Source organism: Aliiroseovarius pelagivivens (genome assembly GCF_900302485.1).
Lineage (GTDB): Bacteria > Pseudomonadota > Alphaproteobacteria > Rhodobacterales > Rhodobacteraceae > Aliiroseovarius > Aliiroseovarius pelagivivens.
The window spans coordinates 316,845-334,890 of the sequence record NZ_OMOI01000002.1 but is presented as its reverse complement, the minus strand read 5'-3'; the positions used below and the strand labels follow the sequence as shown (position 1 = coordinate 334,890).

Genomic DNA, 18,046 nt, shown 5'->3' with positions numbered 1-18,046 from the left:
AGTCCGCAATTGATGTATTCGCGCCTAGAACCAAGAAAGTCGACCTGACCCGAAGAAATTGACCAATCTGCAGTTGCTTTGCCTTAATTACTTATCGGTGTATTAGGCGTAAACGAAATACGCAAAGGCTCTACAGTTGCTCGATCTAACAGAAATCCGATCCGTTCTTTCAAACGCCTATGACCTCGCGCCTTCACCGGAATGTGCAGATTCGATGCAAGACATCTATTCACGGATGGATCGCGTGGTGACGCCTCCGGACTTCGCGATCTACGCGCCCTACATCAAGGCGATCAATGCGCTGAAGAAAGAGCGTAACGCGGTCATTCTGGGCCACAACTACATGACACCCGAAATCTTCCACGGCGTGTCCGATTTCGTGGGCGACAGCCTGCAACTGGCGATGAAGGCCAGCGATGTCGAAGCGGACGTGATCGTTCAAGCCGGCGTGCATTTCATGGCTGAGACATCGAAGATCCTAAGCCCCGAGAAAACCGTGCTAATGCCTGATATGGCAGCGGGTTGTTCGCTGGCCGAAAGCATCACAGCTGATGGCATCGAAGAGATGCGCGCCAAATACCCCGGTGCCCCGGTCGTGTCCTATGTAAACACGACCGCCGAAGTGAAAGCGGCTTCTGACATCTGCTGCACATCATCTAATGCGGTTCAGATCGTAAATGCGATGGAGAGCGACACGGTTATCATGACGCCCGATCAGTATCTGGCGCAGAATGTGGCGAACGAGGCAGATAAGAACGTTGTGTACTGGCCCGGGTCGTGCATCGTGCACGAACAATACACGGCGAAAGACTTGCGTGATTTCCGCGAATGGAATCCCGGAACGCGCCTGATCGCCCACCCGGAATGCCCGCCTGACGTGGTCGCCGAGGCCGATTTCTCGGGCTCGACCAGTGGCATCATCAAATACGTGACAGACGAAAAGCCGAAAAAGGCGATGCTGATCACTGAGTGTTCGATGGCATCCAACATCTCGGACAGCCTGCCCGAAGTCGACTTCGTCGGCCCTTGCAACATGTGCCCCTACATGAAGAAGATCACGTTGGAAAAGATCCTCTATGTGCTGCACACGATGGAGGGTCAGGTCGAAGTTGACGCCAAGGTGGCAGAGAAAGCCCGCCATTCAGTTCAGGCGATGATCGACCTGTCGAAGAAACTGGGTCTCTGATCTGACATGAAATCCATCACCACTGATCGCGTAGTTATCGTGGGTGCCGGTCTGGGCGCCCTTTATGCCGCGTTGAAACTGGCACCGCACCCGGTGGTGATGATTTCGCCCGAAACCTTGGGCGAAGGCGCAAGCTCGGCTTGGGCGCAGGGTGGCGTTGCGGCTGCGATGGACGCAGATGACAGCCCCGAAAACCATGCCAACGACACCGTGAATGCGGGTGCGGGTACGGTTGACCCGAAGGTCGCTGACCTAGTGACGCGCGAAGCGCGTGACTACATTCTTGATCTGACAACGATGGGCACGCCTTTCGATCGGACCGAAGACGGGGACTATGTGTTGTCGCGCGAAGCGGCGCATAGTTTTGCCCGCGTAGTCCGGGTAAAGGGGGATCAGGCGGGCGCTCAGATCATGGCGGCGCTGATCGATCACGTGCGCGAAACGCCGTCGATCCAAGTGCTGGAAGGCACAATGGCGCTGGATCTCGAGGTCAGTGCAGGACGCGTGACCGGAGTGGCCATTCAAGACGCAGGAGAAGGGCGCTCGGCCCCTGTAATGCTGCGTAGCCCAGCCATCCTGTTGGCTGGCGGCGGCTCAGGTGGGCTTTATGCTCTGACCACCAATCCGCCACGCATTCGTGGGCAGGTCATCGGTATGGCCGCGCGCGCCGGTGCATTGATTTCCGACGCTGAATTCGTCCAGTTCCACCCCACCGCCATGGATGTGGGCGAGGACCCCGCGCCGCTGGCGACCGAAGCCTTGCGGGGCGAAGGCGCAATCCTGATCAACAAACACGGCGACCGCTTCATGCAAGCCATCCACCCGGACGCCGAACTGGCCCCGCGTGATGTTGTTGCCCGCGCGATCTATGCCGAGGTGAAGGCGGGCAACCGCCCGATGCTCGACACACGCGAAGTGCTGGGCGAGGCAATCAAGACGCTGTTCCCATCCGTCGCTGAGTATTGTGCCCGCAACGACATTGATCCGGCGAACGAGCCGATCCCGGTTGCCCCCGCCGCCCATTACCACATGGGCGGCATCGCGACTGACACCAAAGGGCGTGCCAGTATCGAGGGGTTGTGGGTCTGCGGCGAGGCATCCTCGACCGGGCTGCATGGGGCCAATCGTCTGGCGTCGAATGGATTGCTTGAAGCTTTGGTCTATGCCCGCATCTGCGCGGAGGGCATTTCGGAAACTCTGCCGTCATACCAAGACGCTCCGCTCCTCGAACTGACGTTCGACGAAGGCGGCACCCCCCCTGCACCCGAGGCCGTAAAGGTGCTGCGTGAAACCATGACCCTACTTGTGGGCGTCGTCCGGGATCGCAAGGGTCTGGCCAAGGCACTTCAAACCATCGCGGCTCTTGAGCAGGCGAATGGCAACAGCCCATCATTCCTAAACATGTGCGCTACAGCGACGTTGATCGCCGCCGGTGCATTGGTCCGTGAAGAAAGCCGCGGCGCGCATGACAGGTCCGACTTCCCTGAACCCACCGCAGGACCGGGGAAACGGTCCGAGATGTATCTATCAGACGCGCTTATTATCCGCGCACAAGCTTGTAAGGAGCTGTCATGAGTTTTTCCTCTGTCCCCGATCTTGTTCTGGAACCGATGATCCGCAACGCGTTGATGGAGGATCTTGGCAGCTATGGCGACGTGACCACTCGTGCCGTGATCCCGGCAGACACCACTTATGACGCGCGGATCAACGCGCGCGAAGATGCGGTTGTGTCGGGCATGCAGGTCGCAGAAATTGCATTTCGTTTGGTGGACCCAACGCTTCAGGTTGTCACCCATGTCGCGGATGGCAACACCTGTCAGAAAGGTGACACGCTGATGACCATCAAAGGGTCGGCCGCGTCGATCCTGTCGGGTGAACGCGTGGCCCTGAACTTCGCGGGTCGCCTGACCGGCATCGCCACCAAGACCGCCGGTTTCGTGGCCGAAGCAAAGGGTACAAACGCTCGTGTCACCTGCACCCGCAAAACCACGCCGGGCCTGCGTCTGGTCGAGAAGCTGGCCGTCTTGCATGGCGGCGGGTTCAACCACCGTTACTCGCTTTCAGATGCGATCCTGATTAAGGACAATCACATCGCCGCTGCCGGTGGTGTGCGTCAGGTGCTGGAGGCCACCAAAGCTCACGCCAGCCACATGATGGCGGTTGAAATCGAAGTCGATCGGCTGGACCAATTGACCGAGGTATTGGAGGTCGGCGGTGCCTCTGTCGTGCTTCTGGACAACATGGACAATGACATGTTGCGCGAGGCCGTCGCGATGGTTGATGGCCGGTTGAAAACCGAAGCCAGCGGTAATGTGAAACTGGAGCGGATCGCCTCGATCGCTGCGACGGGCGTGGACTATATCTCGTCCGGCGCACTGACCCATTCGGCGCGCACAGTGGATCTCGGCTTGGATTTTTAAACCGTTCGATCCTGACCCTAAAACACTGCCTATTATAACATTGCAAATTTTGTCGCTTTGGCGATAGAAGGAGTCGTTTTTAGCCAGATTAGGTTGCCCCCATGAAGATGCGTGACACGTTCCTTAAGCCAATGCATCCTGAGGGGCGCAAATTTGTCAGCATCTTTGCCGCAATCACAGTCGTCCTCTTTCTCATATGGTCCGTTCTAGGGTGGATCGGTGTGGGTCTAACGATTTGGTGCTACTACTTTTTTCGGGATCCCGTGCGCGTCACTCCTTCGCGAGAGGGGCTGATCGTCAGTCCTGCTGACGGCATCGTCTCGCTCATCGAAAAAGCTGTCCCGCCAGCCGAACTTGGAATGCCTGATACGGCTCTAACCCGCGTCAGCGTGTTTATGAGTGTCTTCAATTGCCATGTGAACCGTGCCCCAATAGCGGGTCAGGTCGCAGCGATAGCCTATCGTCCGGGCAAGTTTTTCAATGCGTCGCTGGACAAAGCCAGTGCTGACAACGAGCGCAACAGCCTTTGTATTGAGATGACTGACGGCCGCCAAATTGCCGTGGTGCAGATTGCGGGGCTGGTCGCACGAAGGATCGTTTGCTTCACGACGAAAGGTGCCACCTTGCGTACCGGAGAGCGGTTCGGCCTGATCCGTTTTGGCTCGCGGTTGGATGTCTATTTGCCCGATGGGGTAGAACCAATGGTCAACCTAGGACAAACCATGATTGCAGGTGAGACCGTTTTAGCAGATCTTGCCTCTACTGAACCCGCGCGCACCGCCTTGGCGGATTGATCAATGGCTGAGCCCTTGGATAGTGAAAAGCAATCAGATATTCGCTTGATCTATCTGTTGCCCAATCTTATTACCATCGCCGCAATCTGCGCAGGGCTTACCGCGATACGATTTGGGTATGAGGGCAACTTTGAATTGGCTGTTCAGCTCATTCTAGCGGCCTGTGTTCTTGATGGTCTCGACGGTCGGGTGGCGCGTCTATTAAAGCGGTCAACCGCTGTTGGAGCAGAGCTCGATTCACTTGCTGATTTTGTTAACTTTGGCGTCGCACCGGTGCTGATCTTGCACAGTTGGGCTTTTCAGGACTTCCGAAGCGCTGGTTGGATCGCTGTCTTGTTTTACGCAATTTGCTGCGTCTTACGCCTTGCGCGTTTCAATGTCAGCGGTCGATTGGAAACGGGTTCTACGCCCTCTGAGTTTTTTGTTGGTGTACCCTCACCTGCTGGGGCGGTCTTGGTAATTTTGCCGATGGTCTTCTCGTTTGCAGTTTCAGACATGCCTCTGACCCCCCCGGCCTTTGTCGCTTTTTACATCTGCTTGGTAGGTCTGCTGATGATCAGTCGTATCCCGACCTACTCATTTAAGAACATGGCTATGGATCGCGCCAATGCCAAGTTCTTCCTGTTGGGGGCAGCGATTTTGACCGCAGCCCTGCTGACCTACCTATGGGCCACGCTGACATTTCTTACCTTAGTTTACGTAGTTTGCCTTGTTTGGGCATACCGCTGTTCACGAAAATCAAAACCAGTCGAGGGATAGTGTCTTGGAGCTCAATGCCGTCAAAACCTCATACGCCCGTTGGGCGCCGGTCTATGACAAAACATTTGGGGCCATTACGAATGTCGGGCGCCGAACAGCAGTCGACTACATTAACGAACAGGGTGCCGAAAAGGTTCTTGAGGTTGGAGTTGGAACAGGTCTCGCGTTGCCAAACTATCGCTCAGATCTGAGGGTGACGGGCATTGATTTCAGCGAAGATATGTTGGCCAAGGCGCGGGCCAAGGCCAAAACTCTGGATTTGAATCATGTACAAGATTTGAGGCAGATGGATGCACGCAATCTCGATTTTCCCGATGCATTGTTTGATGTCGTCGCCGCGATGCACATCATATCAGTCGTACCAGAACCCGAGCGCGTCATGGCTGAGATGGTACGTGTCTGCAAACCAGGCGGCCGTCTCGTGATCACCAATCACTTCGCCAGAGAAACCGGATTGCTCGCTCGGATCGAGCGGTTAACCGCACCATTTGCCAATCTGCTTGGCTGGCATTCGGACTTTGAAATCACCACGGTTCTCAAGCAACCCGAGCTTAAGGTGATCGAGAAGAAATCGCTGCCGCCCATGGGAATGATGACATTTTTGGTGCTGCAAAAAAGTGAATAGTTGATCTCTACACCAGACCCGTTAGGGGAATTCGTGCACGGTGATTGTATGCTAAGCAGCTACACTTACGCGTTGGTCTTCAGCGTTGATATTGTTCGCCTGAAGGCGGTTTTCAGGTTTCACCTTCGTTCAGCATGAGAGTGGGTTTTTTCTGGTCAATTTCAGCTTTGCGCGCAAGAAGGCTTCCCCTCCGGTCCATAGGCAAGTCGAGAAAGCTTGTGCCCTCCCCCCACCTCTTCGAGTTGGCGGGAGGAGAGGTGGCAACAATAACCTAAATCTCAACACTTGCGGGACGCTTCAAATCTCGATGCAGCGGGGTGCAAACTCCCCCCATTCGGGGGAGGGCCAGGAAGGACCTAAACCTTCTTCCCATTCGGAAATTTGGGTGGGAAGCAGCCATTCGCTGCGGCTGCGCCAATATCCACTTTGAGGTAATCAGGTCATCACAGCGGTCGCTGCCCGATTGCCCTTCATTGGTATTGCGCCTTGCTTACCTGGGCTCTGAATAATCTCAAAGCGAGGACAGGGCCTAATTTCACCTCAACTTTTCGCTACTACCTGGGTGCCCCAAAAGCGGGCGCATGAGGATTGGGGTTAAATACATGGGGAACTGGTAGCACCCCAGAAACAAAAGGAACTCGTCTGTTTGAGTGGCCGATGATGCGACAAGGAAAAGTGCAACGTTGCGATTTCCAGCCACCAAAGCCATGGGTGCCGCACTGTGCTTTGATCCAAACCGGCGCAACCCTACATATGACAGTGCCTGCAAGCCAAGGTTGGCCGCCATTGCCACAAGAAGCCATTTCACGAGCGTCCAAGGGGCTGTCGACAAGGCCGGTGCCACGGCGCTCATAAGTCCGATCACGATGACGACCAAAGCCAGCGACGTAAGCCCATCCAGCGCTTGGACTTCAGGCTTCCGCATCTCGGGCCGAATGATCGCACGAAGCGAGAACGCCAACACGATGGTCACGCAGATCGAAAGACCAAGGCGCAAGGCTGCATGAACCGCTTCCGTCAGGTTTCCCAACGCGGGTGAGGACCAAAAGATGGGAATAATCGTAATCGGCAGGACCAATGTACCAAGAATGAGCAACCGAAAGGCCGGCTCGGGTGCTTGGCCCAGCAGGACCGCCATGTTCGGGTTTGCAGTCAAAGACGGAGCGGCAAGCATGAGCGTTAACGCAATGGCCACTGGGCTGTGTGCAAGACCGAAGATTGCAAAGAGGGCGATGCAAAGCAGCGGCAATACCAGTTGATAGACCAGCACAATTCCAAACGTATTACGGGTTTGGGTAAGTCCCTCAAGTGCTGACGGCAGACCGACGCGAAACGCAGTAAGAAACAACAAAAGCAGCACTAGTTCGCTAAGCCACGGGCGAAGGGCCAAGGCTACGCCGGGCAACACAAGCCCGGCGATCAGTCCTATTACAAGAACAAAGCGCCCGTAGCGCGCAACGAACCCAAGCGCGTGAAGCATCCGGGCTTAGCGGCCCGGACCTTGGCGGATGTTTTCGGGCAGCCATGTGGCCAGTTCGGGCCAGATCACCAGGATAACCACCATAAGCAGCATAAGGCCAACCATCGGGATCGCTGTCTTGGCGATGTATCCGATATCGTGGCGGGTCATTCCCTGCAGCACGAAAAGGTTGAAGCCGATGGGCGGCGTAACTTGCGCGGTTTCGATAACAACAACAAGGAAGATCCCAAACCAGATCACATCAATGCCAGCGGCGCGGATCATCGGTTCGACAATCGCCATTGTCAAAACCACGGACGATAGCCCATCCATGAACATCCCGAGTATCAAGTAGAACACCGTCAACACTGCGATCAGGGCCACCGGCGATAGATTATAGCTTTCAATCAGTTCGGCCAACGCACGCGGCAAGCCCGTGAAGCCCATCGAGAGCGACAAGAACGCTGCTCCCATCAGGATAAATGCGATCATGGCCGAGGTTTTCGTTGCCCCCATCAAACTGCCTTGGAATGTCTTCCAATCAAGCGAACCTTGCATGGCCGAGAGGGCAAGCGCCCCAAGAACACCAACAGCAGCGGCTTCAGTGGCGGTGGCATAGCCAAGATACATCGAGCCAATGACTACGAACACGAGACCGAAGAGCGGCAGCAGAAAGCGGCTTTCGGAGAGCCGTTTGCCAAATGGCATCGGGGGTTCTGGTTCGGGGCGCTGCTCTTTGTAAATGAAGTGCCAGGCCATGATGTAGAGCATGAAAAGTCCAGCCAAGACGAGGCCGGGAAAGACACCCGCCATGAAAAGCTTGGTGATGCTTTCATTGATCGTAACGCCGTATACGATCAGTGTAAGTGACGGTGGGATCATTAGCCCAAGCGTCGCTGCACCCGCCAATGTTCCGATGATCATATACTCTGGGTAACCACGTTTGCGCAGCTCGGGGATGGACATTTTGCCGACCATATTAAGCGTCGCCGCAGATGACCCAGAAACAGCCGCGAAGATCGTGCAACCCGCGATGTTGGTGTGCAACAGGCCGCCGGGCAAGAAGCGCATCCAGGGTGCAAGCCCGCGGAACATATCTTGGGATAATCGCGTTCGATACAAGATTTCACCCATCCAGATGAACAGCGGTAGGGCCGTGAGGGTCCAGCTTGAAGCGCCTGTCCAGATTGTGGTGATCATCGCATCGCCGGCTGGGCGCGATGTGAACAGCTCCATACCAACCCAAGCCACACCCATCAGTGCAAGCCCGATCCAAACGGAACCCCCTAAAAGCGCAAAAAGGACAAAAAGGAAAATCGCTGTGGCGTATAGTTCGCTCATTCCAGAACCTCCCCGTGAATTTGACTTTTACGATGCGCAAGAAGTCGTGTCAGGTAATCCCAGATTGCGATTGCCAAAAGCACGGTACCAATCGACATCGGCAGCTGTGGCAACCAAACGGGTGTGTACACCCATTCCGACCCTGTCTTTGCCCACATCTCACCCCATTTTGCTGGGGAATTGGCGAACATGGAGAAGAATGTCAGCAGCCATTCCGGGACGAAATCCTGTCCTTGCGTTCGATCATTCAGCATCTCTGACATGATGTTGGTCTTGATCGCGTAACGCGCAAAATATGTGGCAGTGATGGCCGCAATGAACATCGCCACTGCATCAAGCCAAAACTCGGTGTGCCTATTGAGATTAAGCAAAACAGACACGCGGATATGCCCCCCCTGCGTCAATGTGTAAGCCAGGGCGAAAAAGGATGTCGCAGCCATGGCGTAGCCTGCGTATTCGGTCGATCCGGGAAAGGTGAGGCTGGACCAACGGGCAATCATCTGGCCGACAATCAGCAGCAAGATCACCACCATAAAGCATGCAGCAAGCACGCCAGCGGCCTTGTAGAGTCTATCGAGTAGCCTCCAAATAGGTGACAGAAGCGCGACGGCTTTTGGTCCCTGCCAAAGACAATAGAGCGCTAAAAGCGCTGGAAGCACAAAGAGCCAGACCCATAAGGGAAGCCCTAGAAATGGTTGCCAGTCTCGCATGGAAATTCCCCTGAATTCAGTTTGGTAGCGGCCTCGCTTTGAGTGAGGCCGCTACCATTGGGCTTAGTTGGCGTTGTAGGCGTCAAGGATAGCTTGGCCATCCTCGCCAACTTCTGCGAGCCAATCAGCTGTCATTTTCGCACCAATGGTTTCAAGCTCGGCAAGGAACTCGGGACCCGCGTCTTCGACCTTCATGCCGTTGGCTTCCAGCTGTTCGAAATACCAGTTGGCAAGCTCTGCCGACTTGGCCGCGCATGCAGTGCCCGTTTCATCGGCGGCCTTCTGGACGTTTGCTTGCATATCTGCACTCAGCCCATCCCAGACGCCTTTGTTAACCATGACATAGTTGCGCGGAAGCCATGCGTTCACTTTGTAATAGTGGGTCAAGTTTTCCCACACCTTCCGGTCATAGCCCGTTGAGCCTGACGAGATGAACGACTCTGCTACACCTGTGGCCAACGCTTGGCTAAGCTCTGCAGCTTCAACCTGAACGGGGATCATGCCAAGTTCTTCAGCAAAGGTGGCGGTGGCTGTGTTGTACGAGCGGAACTTCACGCCTTGGGTGTCCTTAGACGACATGACTTCTTTCTTGAAATAGAAGCCCTGCCCAGGCCATGGACAGGTGTACAACGCCACAAGGTTGAGATCGGACAGCTGTGCATTCACCTTGTCTTTGGCAGCCGCCCAAAGCTTGTCGTTGTTTTCATAGGTTGTCGCTATGAATGGCAGGTTGTCCCAGCCCAAAAGCGGGGCTTCATTGGCATGAGCAGACATGAAGCGTTCGCCAATGGGCGCCTGACCTGTTTGGACCGCGCGTTTGATCTCGCCGCCCTTGAAAAGCGAGCCGCCTGGGTGAACCGTGATGTCAATCTCGCCGCTGGTGTATTCGCGAACTTTGTCCGCAAACACGACACCCATCTCCGAATGGAAATTTGTTGCGGCATATGCCATTGGCATGTCCCATTGCTCTGCAGATGCGGCAGATCCTGCGATTGCCAGCGCCACAGTCATGGCGGTCGTACTTAATGTCTTGTTTAGTGGTTTCATCGTTCTCTCCCTAGGTTACTTTTTTGTTGATCTTGGTTATTTGCCCGCTGCAAAGCGCATTGGCTCAAAGGGGCGAATATCGTTGTTGGTGTGGTTTCCTGAAATTATATCAGCAACCAAACGGCCCGTTTTGGGTCCACCTGTCAGGCCAATGTGATGATGGCCAAACGCTGTAAAAACACCAGTTTCGCGAAGCTCGCCGATTAGGGGCAGGCTATCAGATGGTGCCGGACGATACCCAAGCCATTCTTCATCACTCGCGTATGTCAGCTTGGGGAACATCTCTTGTGCTTTTCGGCGCAGCAGCTTCAGAGGTGCTTTTGAAGGCGTCTCACTTAGCCCGCCAAACTCAACTACACCTGCGCAGCGCACGCCTTGATCCATAGCTGTGGCGACGAATTTTCCAGCCGTTAGCATCATAGGATTGTTGGGCTTAAGGTTGGGTTCTTTAAACATGATGTGATAGCCGCGCTCTGCTTCGAGCGGAACATTCAAACCCAGCTTTTGCATGAGCGGTTTGGACCACACCCCAGATGAGATAACTGCCTTGTCGCAGTGGATGCGACCAACGCTGGTATCCACTGCACTGACCCGACCCCCACCCAGTTCAAAATCTTTAACTTCGGCCTGAATGAACGTTCCACCCATCTGTTCCAGAAGCTCAACAAGATCCCCTACGTAAGAGCCGGGGTTCAGAATGAAACCGTGGTTCTTAAGCACGGCCAAGAGCTTCGTTTTAGGACCCAAGATCGGTTCCGCTTCTTGAACGGCATTGCCTTCGATAAACGTGGGTTCAAATCCGGCCTCGTGGCGCAGCTTCCATGCAAATGCATCGGCTTCAAAGGCGTTGCGATCAGGGTATGCGAAACTATAGTCGCTTTCCTGCACCCACTTCGCGGCCTTGGTGCCTGTGGTCAGCGCCTGATGTTGCTCAAGGCTGTCGCCAACAATCGTCGTCAGTCCTTGGCTGATCTTGCGCGTGTCATCTTCATTTGCATGCGACATGTATTTAATCAGCCACGGCACAAGTTTGGGTAAATAGCCCCACCGTAGGAAAAGCGGGAAGTTCGGGTCGGCCAAATACGCCGGGCTTTTCTTAAGAAGGCCAGGACCGGTCACGGGCACGACAGAGCAACTCGCTAAAATGCCGCCATTTCCGTATGAAGCCCCCATGCCGGGCGTCCCCTTATCTAGAAGCGTGACATCATATCCCGCACGGCGCAGCCATATGGCTGAGGACGCACCGACAATCCCGGCACCGATGACAACAATATGCTCTGAAGACATTCTGCGACTTACTCCCAAGGTTGGGATCCAGTTTGGCAGCCGCTATATATCATTTCCAATACTAATATCTGGCACTAATATAACTTTAAGTGATATACGGCGGTATGCGACTTCGGTTCCGACAGCTTCAAGCGTTCCATGCCATCATCGAGACCGGCACCGTCACAGGTGCTGCCGATTCCTTGGGAATTTCTCAGCCGGGGATATCAAACTTGCTGGCCCAACTTGAGCGTCAAACAGGGCTTACGCTTTTTGAGCGCTTGCACGGTCGGCTTGTCCCGACCCCCGAGGCAGAGCTGATGCACCGAGAGATCGACACGGTTGTGCGCGGGCTTGATCACGTCACACAAACCGTAGTTGACTTGCAAAATAAACAAGCCGGGCAGCTTCAGATCGCGTCCCAGCACTCTATGTCATTCGGTTTTGTACCCAAGCTCATTGCCGAGTTTGCGAAAACCAGACCGAACATGAATATCTCGTTCCAGTCGCAGTATAGTTCGAAGATTCAGGAGTGGGTCTTATCGGGTCTTTTTGAGATTGGCATATGCGAGATGCCGATGCTTTATGACACGCTGCAATACTACCCGCTGCATGTAGAAACGCGCATTGCGTTGCACAAGGATAACCCACTTCAGCGACATGAAGTGCTTACACCAGAGCTTCTGAAAGACGAGCCGTTGCTTGTGATGGGGCCTGATCATATTACTCAGCGGCGGCTTCGAGAGGCGTTTGAGAATTCCAACGTCCCAATGAAATCACGTGTCAATTCGCATCTGTTTAAGAACCTGCTGGCCTTCGTAAAGGAAGGTATGGGTGTTGCGTTGCTTGACCGTTTTGGATTGGAATTCGATTATGATGACCGCTTTGTCTCGCGTCGCTTTGAGCCACCCATAATGATGGACATGGCCGTGATCACGTCTGCAACACGCCCGCTCTCTCAACTTGGTAAAGAATTCCTGGCGCTGCTCTTGGCGGAATTGCAGCCATACAACGCCGACGGCAAACCCATCGAGCGCGCAAAATAGGAGGCGTTATGGAACGTGCAGCTATCGGTATACTGATGTTAGAGACCAATTTTCCGCGCCCTCTTGGCGACATTGGTCACCTGCACACGTGGGATTTTCCCGTCCAAAAGCGCGCGGTCGGTGGGGCCAGTGCTCAAAAAGTTGTGCACGAAGACCCACGCGCGCTTTTGGACGCCTTTATTCAAGTCGGACGCGAGCTGGTTGCCGACGGTTGTAGGGGGCTGACAACTTCCTGCGGATTTCTATCGCTTATGCAAGATGAACTAAAAGACGCCCTTGGTGTTCCTTTTGCCAGTTCGTCCCTGATGCAGATACCGATGATCGAGGCGATGCTGCCTACCAATCAAGAAGTTGGTGTTCTGACCATCTCAAAAGACAGCTTGAGGGCTGAGCATTTGCAAGCAGCAGGTGCCCGAGGCGACGTGCCGATAGAGGGATTGCCACGCGATGGGGCCTTTGCGACTGCAATTTTTGACGACCTGCCAGACATAGATTTCACGTCCTGCCAGACTGAAATGAGCGCAATAGCGCAGAAGCTCGTCTCAAAGCACGAGTCCGTGGGTGCGATCGTGCTCGAATGCACCAACATGGCACCCTACGCTGCCGACATTGAAAAGCTCACTGGATTGCCGGTTTATTCGATTGTCAGCTTTCTGAACTGGTTTCAGGCGGGGTTGGCTCCCATGCGCTACTAGATATTTTGCATAAGAATGGAGCCTCGAATTCTGAACTCGCCAAGCCTAAGAATTGTTCACTTTTGCAATCTAAATGGTCTTTCAATCCAAAGATCGTCCGGCGTGCGGAGCTGACAGCCAAATTGCACCCTTCGCGATGCGAGGAGCGCGTCACGATTTTTACATGGTCTCAACTACTCCACACCGGATCACAGCAAACGTCCGCGTGAAGTACTATTCGAGCAAAAGCCAAATCTGTTTCAATTGCACTCGGCTACGTCCACGGCCGATTGCATCGGTTGCAGATATGGGTCAATCTAAGCTTGTGAAATCGTCATTGTTGATACTCGCCTATCTCGTAGCTGTCCTCCTGCCGTTGATCGTCTCCTGGCTTGTCGGGGGGCCTCCGCGTCCGTTGCATCAAGAGCTGGCTTCGGGCCTTGGCATACTGGCGTTTTCAATCATTCTTGTGGAATTCATCCTCTCTGGTCGTTTCAAGCGTGTTTCCAATGGTATTGGCATGGATGTGACCATGCGATTTCATCAAGTGATGGCGCGTACGGCATTGCTTTTTGCGTTGCTGCACCCCTTTCTGTATGGGGGTACGCCTGCAGGTGGCCAACGACCGTGGGACCCCACGCGTCAACTCACGCTCACCACTGACTTGGTCTATCTTTCATCCGGGATTGCGGCATTCGTGCTGCTGCCAAGCGTTGTGCTGTTTGCGGTATTCCGCAAACAACTAGATTGGAAATACGAGAGTTGGCGCTTGCTTCATGGCCTTGGTGTAGTCTTGATTGCGCTGCTTTTGCTCCACCACACCGTGTATGCGGGTCGGTACGGATCGCAACCGATCATGACATGGGTTTGGCTGATATTGACCGGCCTGGCCGTCGCATCGCTGTTCTACGTTTACCTGATGATGCCATTCATCAAGAAGGCGAACGCATGGCGCGTGAGTAGCGTCGTCCAGCTATCACCAAGGCAGTGGGAGCTGACAGTCGCGCCTGACAAAGGGGCGGGCCTTGATTACTCGGCTGGGCAGTTCGCCTGGATCAATGTTGGCCAGAGCCCGTTTTCGCTCCATGAGAACCCGTTTTCGATTTCCTCGGCGCCGGCGTCCGGAGAAAAAGTTTCCTTCATAATTAAGGAGCTTGGAGATTTCACGCGGACCGTTGGCCAAATCAAGCCGGGGACCGTTGCCTATCTTGATGGAGCATATGGAAGTTTGTCGGTCGACGGCCGCAACGAACCCGGGGTTGCGATGATCGCCGGCGGTGTTGGCATAGCGCCGCTACTGGGCATCCTCAGACAAATGCGTCTCTCTGGTGATCCGCGTGCGGTAAAGGTTATCTATGGCAACCGGAGCATTGAGCAAATTGTCCATCGCGATGAACTTGATGCCGAGGACGTGCGCTATGTTCTATCCGAGCCGCCTGAAAATTGGGACGGCGAAACAGGCCTAGTCACTCCGGCACTGCTTGATAACGTCTTTTCCGATAAGGAGATCAAGCAGTGGGTGTTCGTGATCTGTGGGCCTGTCAAGATGATGGACATTGTTGAAGATCACCTGATCAGCCGGGGCGCTCCTTCAAGTCACATCCTGACAGAGCGGTTTGACTATGATTGATCCGAAGCACAGCATGAACTCGCGGCGTCGGTTGTCCCTCGTGATCTGGGGGCTAAACGTCATCTTATGTTTGACCTTGCTGGCTTTCGCGTTGCGCTAATCCCGGCTCTGGGTCTTTGTGAGGAACGGCAATGTAAGCGAAATGACCGTTCGTTCAGGCAGCCGAGACGCCCGCCTTCGACAGCACTTGAGCGTTCATCCCTATTGCTACATTGGGCTCAAACCGGACCTAGGCCGCACAATACATCTAGGTTCACTTTGTGCGGGAAGCAGCCATTCACCGCGCCGCTCGGGAAACGGTGAAGAACGTTAAAGCGGACCTTTGATATTGAGCCGTTGCAGGCCTGTTGGTCAGCACATCAGTTTCGGGGAAATGATGCGATATACCCGAATTGAAACAGCAATTCAGATTAGGTCAACTGGCGTTCCCTGAACGAGCGATCCTGCAGCTGCATCCGCGAGAAGCTGTGCTTGCAGACCGTCGTTCAAATTGGGCGTTGGCGATGAGCCACTCGCAACCGCGTCGACGAAATGGGTCATCTCGGCCTGATAGGCGGCCTCGTATCGCTCGAGAAAGAAATGCTGGGCCGGTGCCTTGGTGAAACCTGACGCCGTTGCTATTTCCACCGTGGTCTCGTGCACGTTTTCGGCGCGGAGCATCCCGCCAGAACCATGCACTTCGATCCTTTGGTCATAGCCATAGCTAGCGCGGCGTGAATTCGTGATCTGACAGATCTTCCCGCTGGCCGTGGTCAGCGTAACGGCGGCCGTATCCACGTCTCCTGCCTTGCCGATTTCGGGATCCACAAGTGACGCGCCGACGGCATATATCCGAACGAATTCTTCGCCCACCAGAAAGCGTGCCATGTCCAGATCGTGTATCATCATGTCGCGAAACAGACCGCCAGAGCTTTGGATATAGCTGACGGGGGGCGGGGAAGGGTCGCGTGATTGGATAGTCACGATCTCGACGTCCCCAATTTGTCCATGCCGAAGCCGGTTTTGGAGGTCTGCGAAATTCGGATCGAAACGCCGGTTAAAGGCTGTCAGGAAAGGTACGCCTGCTTGCTCGACAACTGTCTTGCAGTCTCGAATGCGATTTGAAGACAGGTCCACGGGCTTTTCACAGAAGATGGCTTTGCCCGCCCGGGTAGCAGCATGGATCAGATCATAGTGCGTGTCAGTGGGGGTGCCAATGACCACGGCATCCACGTTTGGGCTGTCGATCAGTGCCAACGGGTCTAGAACCTCGGCGCCGGTGCGTGCGGCCAATGCTTGCGCGGGTTCAGCAAAGGCATCGGCCACCGCCGTCACGCGCGCGCCTTCGATCTGGCTGATCGAGCGTGCATGCACCTGACCGATGCGGCCACAGCCCAAAAGTCCGATCCGTATCATGTTAGGCTCCTTTAAACGCTTGCAGAACCCGGCGGGCAGCAGCCACCACCGGATCGTGGGTTTCTTTCAGGATTTGCACGCGGTCAAAGCGTGCTGGGTCGGCGTTAATCGCGTCACGTAACGCGTTTCCAAAGGCCATACGCAATTCGGTCCCGATATTGAATTTGCAGATTTTCGAACCGCGCGCCAGTTCAGTGCGCTGGGCGACCGGCACGCCGGATCCGCCGTGGATCACCAGTGGTACGTCAGTCATGGCTTCGATCGCGCGGATGCGGTCGATGTCCAAGCCACCTTCTTTATCCTGCTGCAAATGTACATTTCCAACCGAGATCGCCATGGCGTCAACGCCGCTTTCACGGGCAAATTGCGCTGCTTCCTGTGGATCGGTGCCAGCTGACCCTTCGCCGCCGGAGTAGCCGACGAAGCCAATTTCGCCCTCGCAGGACACACCTGCCTTATGCGCCATTTCAGCAATCAAGGCAGTCTCGTCGATGTTCTGTTGAAGCGGCTTGCGTGAGCCGTCGAACATGACCGAGGTAAACCCGCTGTCGATCGCCTCGCGGCATTCATCAAACGTATAACCATGATCAAGGTGGGCCACGACGGGGACCGATGCGGCCTCCGCCAGATGACGAAACATCTTGCCGAGTATCGGAAGAGGGGTGTGTTCGCGACACGACGGGCCCGCCTGCAGGATGACCGGACAGTTCTCTGCCTCGGCCGCCGCCACATAGGCACGCATATCTTCCCAGCCCAGCGTAACCAAACCGGCCACGGCGTATCCGTCCTTCAGCGCGGGCTGAAGGGCATCTTTCAATGTCACAAGGCTCATTTGAACTTTGCCACCATGTCCATGATGCCCGGGATGGTGTGAAGCTGTGCTTCATGCGTCGGCTGGAAATATTGTTTCAGCGACCGCTGGCTCAGCCCGCCCAGAATAGTGAAATAGTACATCTGATATCCCGGCAAGACGGCACAGGGGTGATAGCCTTTGTCCAACATAATCGTGGAACCATCCATGATGTGATAGGCATCCCCCGGTTTGTTGTCTTCACGCTGCAACATCTGCACGCCTGAGCCGTAGTTCGGCTTGAAGCGGAAGTTATAGGTTTCGTCATGGCGGGTTTCGATCATCCCACCGTCGGGGTCGGGACGGTCGGTGTCATGTTTGTGCGACGGGAAGCCCGACCAACCGCCTTCACCCACGGTGTAAAGCTCGCTGACCAAAAGGCGGCCTACACGGTCATGGTGGTTCGCGCCAAGGATATGCTTGATCTTGCGGTGAGTCTTGGTGTCGTCAGACCCATACTGCACGACGTCCAGCTGTGCCTCGCGCACATCGAAGGGCTCAAGCACCTTGTCGTATTTCGCGCCAGCGATGAAGGTCTCGGTTTCATCGGTTTTACAGGTGATGCGCACTTTTGCGCCAACTGGCACATACACGCCCTCTGGCTCGCCATCCCAGACGTCCTCGGTACGGTTGCCAAGGTCCGGATAGATGGCCCCGTCGACGTCCACATCGACCGTGCCAGTGGCTGGCACCACGCAGGTCTCATAGCCGGGCACGGCATATTCGAACACCTCCCCGCGTTTGAGCTTCACGATGTTGAAGTAGTTCAGGGGGACCAGCGCATTGTCCGCATCCACGATGGGTTTGTTCTGGTTGTCATGGGGCGCAATATGCATTGAGCTCT

The 18,046-nt window shown here is 55.1% G+C and carries 17 protein-coding genes; 9 read left to right on the top strand and 8 right to left on the bottom strand.

Going from position 1 to position 18,046, the window contains the following annotated elements:
* Window positions 1-136: 136 nt before the first annotated feature.
* The 6 genes from nadA (at window position 137) to ALP8811_RS13775 (ending at window position 5,784) form a co-directional block, all read left to right on the top strand.
* Window positions 137-1,186, top strand: a complete 1,050-nt coding sequence (gene nadA / locus ALP8811_RS13800) for a quinolinate synthase NadA (RefSeq protein ID WP_108857844.1) — start codon at window positions 137-139, stop codon at window positions 1,184-1,186.
* 6 nt (window positions 1,187-1,192) lie between these two features.
* Window positions 1,193-2,761, top strand: a complete 1,569-nt coding sequence (locus tag ALP8811_RS13795) for an L-aspartate oxidase (RefSeq protein ID WP_108857843.1) — start codon at window positions 1,193-1,195, stop codon at window positions 2,759-2,761.
* Complete coding sequence (gene nadC, locus ALP8811_RS13790) at window positions 2,758-3,606, top strand: carboxylating nicotinate-nucleotide diphosphorylase (protein WP_108857842.1); 849 nt, start codon at window positions 2,758-2,760, stop codon at window positions 3,604-3,606. Before ALP8811_RS13795 ends, nadC begins: the two co-directional genes overlap by 4 nt.
* A gap of 101 nt (window positions 3,607-3,707) precedes the next feature.
* Window positions 3,708-4,400, top strand: a complete 693-nt coding sequence (locus ALP8811_RS13785; RefSeq protein ID WP_108857841.1) for a phosphatidylserine decarboxylase — start codon at window positions 3,708-3,710, stop codon at window positions 4,398-4,400.
* Window positions 4,401-4,403: 3 nt separating this feature from the next.
* Complete coding sequence (gene pssA, locus ALP8811_RS13780; RefSeq protein WP_108857840.1) at window positions 4,404-5,159, top strand: CDP-diacylglycerol--serine O-phosphatidyltransferase; 756 nt, start codon at window positions 4,404-4,406, stop codon at window positions 5,157-5,159.
* Window positions 5,160-5,163: 4 nt separating this feature from the next.
* Window positions 5,164-5,784: a class I SAM-dependent methyltransferase gene (locus tag ALP8811_RS13775; protein ID WP_108857839.1), complete on the top strand. Its 621-nt coding sequence runs from the start codon at window positions 5,164-5,166 to the stop codon at window positions 5,782-5,784.
* 535 nt (window positions 5,785-6,319) lie between these two features.
* On the opposite strand, the gene ALP8811_RS13770 is transcribed toward ALP8811_RS13775, so the two are convergent.
* The 5 genes from ALP8811_RS13770 to ALP8811_RS13750 all read right to left on the bottom strand — a co-directional run bounded on the left by ALP8811_RS13770 (window position 6,320) and on the right by ALP8811_RS13750 (window position 11,628).
* Window positions 6,320-7,264 carry a hypothetical protein gene (locus tag ALP8811_RS13770; protein WP_108857838.1) on the bottom strand — a complete coding sequence of 315 codons (945 nt, stop codon included), beginning with the start codon at window positions 7,262-7,264 and terminating at the stop codon, window positions 6,320-6,322.
* Window positions 7,265-7,270: 6 nt separating this feature from the next.
* Window positions 7,271-8,584 carry a TRAP transporter large permease gene (locus tag ALP8811_RS13765; protein ID WP_108857837.1) on the bottom strand — a complete coding sequence of 438 codons (1,314 nt, stop codon included), beginning with the start codon at window positions 8,582-8,584 and terminating at the stop codon, window positions 7,271-7,273.
* Window positions 8,581-9,294, bottom strand: coding sequence for a TRAP transporter small permease (locus tag ALP8811_RS13760; RefSeq protein WP_108857836.1), 714 nt, complete (start codon window positions 9,292-9,294; stop codon window positions 8,581-8,583). Before ALP8811_RS13760 ends, ALP8811_RS13765 begins: the two co-directional genes overlap by 4 nt.
* A 63-nt stretch (window positions 9,295-9,357) precedes the next feature.
* A complete protein-coding gene (locus ALP8811_RS13755) occupies window positions 9,358-10,305 on the bottom strand; it encodes a TRAP transporter substrate-binding protein (RefSeq protein ID WP_245924691.1) in 948 nt (315 codons plus the stop codon).
* Window positions 10,306-10,377: 72 nt separating this feature from the next.
* The gene (locus ALP8811_RS13750; RefSeq protein ID WP_108857834.1) at window positions 10,378-11,628 is read right to left on the bottom strand and encodes an NAD(P)/FAD-dependent oxidoreductase; all 1,251 of its coding nucleotides are present in this window, start codon (window positions 11,626-11,628) and stop codon (window positions 10,378-10,380) included.
* A gap of 104 nt (window positions 11,629-11,732) precedes the next feature.
* On the opposite strand from ALP8811_RS13750, the gene ALP8811_RS13745 reads away from it, so the two are divergent.
* From ALP8811_RS13745 to ALP8811_RS13735, 3 genes are all read left to right on the top strand, one after another.
* Window positions 11,733-12,653 carry a LysR family transcriptional regulator gene (locus ALP8811_RS13745; RefSeq protein WP_108857833.1) on the top strand — a complete coding sequence of 307 codons (921 nt, stop codon included), beginning with the start codon at window positions 11,733-11,735 and terminating at the stop codon, window positions 12,651-12,653.
* 8 nt (window positions 12,654-12,661) lie between these two features.
* Window positions 12,662-13,348, top strand: a complete 687-nt coding sequence (locus ALP8811_RS13740) for an aspartate/glutamate racemase family protein (RefSeq protein WP_108857832.1) — start codon at window positions 12,662-12,664, stop codon at window positions 13,346-13,348.
* Between the two features lie 304 nt (window positions 13,349-13,652).
* Window positions 13,653-14,957, top strand: a complete 1,305-nt coding sequence (locus ALP8811_RS13735) for a ferredoxin reductase family protein (RefSeq protein WP_181363777.1) — start codon at window positions 13,653-13,655, stop codon at window positions 14,955-14,957.
* A gap of 405 nt (window positions 14,958-15,362) precedes the next feature.
* Here the strand turns inward: ALP8811_RS13735 and iolG are convergent, their stop codons facing one another.
* The 3 genes from iolG to ALP8811_RS13720 are packed head-to-tail and all read right to left on the bottom strand — an operon-like array spanning window position 15,363 to window position 18,038.
* Window positions 15,363-16,352, bottom strand: coding sequence for an inositol 2-dehydrogenase (gene iolG, locus ALP8811_RS13730; protein ID WP_108857830.1), 990 nt, complete (start codon window positions 16,350-16,352; stop codon window positions 15,363-15,365).
* Window position 16,353: 1 nt separating this feature from the next.
* A complete protein-coding gene (locus ALP8811_RS13725; RefSeq protein WP_108857829.1) occupies window positions 16,354-17,184 on the bottom strand; it encodes a class II fructose-bisphosphate aldolase in 831 nt (276 codons plus the stop codon).
* Entirely contained in the window at window positions 17,181-18,038 is an 858-nt protein-coding gene (locus tag ALP8811_RS13720) for a 5-deoxy-glucuronate isomerase (RefSeq protein ID WP_108857828.1), read from the bottom strand. The genes ALP8811_RS13725 and ALP8811_RS13720 overlap by 4 nt, the downstream gene beginning before the upstream one ends.
* Between the last annotated feature and the right edge of the window lie 8 nt (window positions 18,039-18,046).

What these genes read in the sequence shown, in the direction of transcription:
- ALP8811_RS13795 (WP_108857843.1), top strand. Translation starts at nt 1,193, where the DNA reads ATGAAATCCATCACCACTGATCGCGTAGTTATCGTGGGTGCCGGTCTG.
- nadC (WP_108857842.1), top strand. Translation starts at nt 2,758, where the DNA reads ATGAGTTTTTCCTCTGTCCCCGATCTTGTTCTGGAACCGATGATCCGC.
- ALP8811_RS13785 (WP_108857841.1), top strand. Translation starts at nt 3,708, where the DNA reads ATGAAGATGCGTGACACGTTCCTTAAGCCAATGCATCCTGAGGGGCGC.
- pssA (WP_108857840.1), top strand. Translation starts at nt 4,404, where the DNA reads ATGGCTGAGCCCTTGGATAGTGAAAAGCAATCAGATATTCGCTTGATC.
- ALP8811_RS13770 (WP_108857838.1), bottom strand. Translation starts at nt 7,264, where the DNA reads ATGCTTCACGCGCTTGGGTTCGTTGCGCGCTACGGGCGCTTTGTTCTT.
- ALP8811_RS13765 (WP_108857837.1), bottom strand. Translation starts at nt 8,584, where the DNA reads ATGAGCGAACTATACGCCACAGCGATTTTCCTTTTTGTCCTTTTTGCG.
- ALP8811_RS13760 (WP_108857836.1), bottom strand. Translation starts at nt 9,294, where the DNA reads ATGCGAGACTGGCAACCATTTCTAGGGCTTCCCTTATGGGTCTGGCTC.
- ALP8811_RS13755 (WP_245924691.1), bottom strand. Translation starts at nt 10,305, where the DNA reads ATGACTGTGGCGCTGGCAATCGCAGGATCTGCCGCATCTGCAGAGCAA.
- ALP8811_RS13750 (WP_108857834.1), bottom strand. Translation starts at nt 11,628, where the DNA reads ATGTCTTCAGAGCATATTGTTGTCATCGGTGCCGGGATTGTCGGTGCG.
- ALP8811_RS13745 (WP_108857833.1), top strand. Translation starts at nt 11,733, where the DNA reads ATGCGACTTCGGTTCCGACAGCTTCAAGCGTTCCATGCCATCATCGAG.
- ALP8811_RS13740 (WP_108857832.1), top strand. Translation starts at nt 12,662, where the DNA reads ATGGAACGTGCAGCTATCGGTATACTGATGTTAGAGACCAATTTTCCG.
- iolG (WP_108857830.1), bottom strand. Translation starts at nt 16,352, where the DNA reads ATGATACGGATCGGACTTTTGGGCTGTGGCCGCATCGGTCAGGTGCAT.
- ALP8811_RS13725 (WP_108857829.1), bottom strand. Translation starts at nt 17,184, where the DNA reads ATGAGCCTTGTGACATTGAAAGATGCCCTTCAGCCCGCGCTGAAGGAC.
- ALP8811_RS13720 (WP_108857828.1), bottom strand. Translation starts at nt 18,038, where the DNA reads ATGCATATTGCGCCCCATGACAACCAGAACAAACCCATCGTGGATGCG.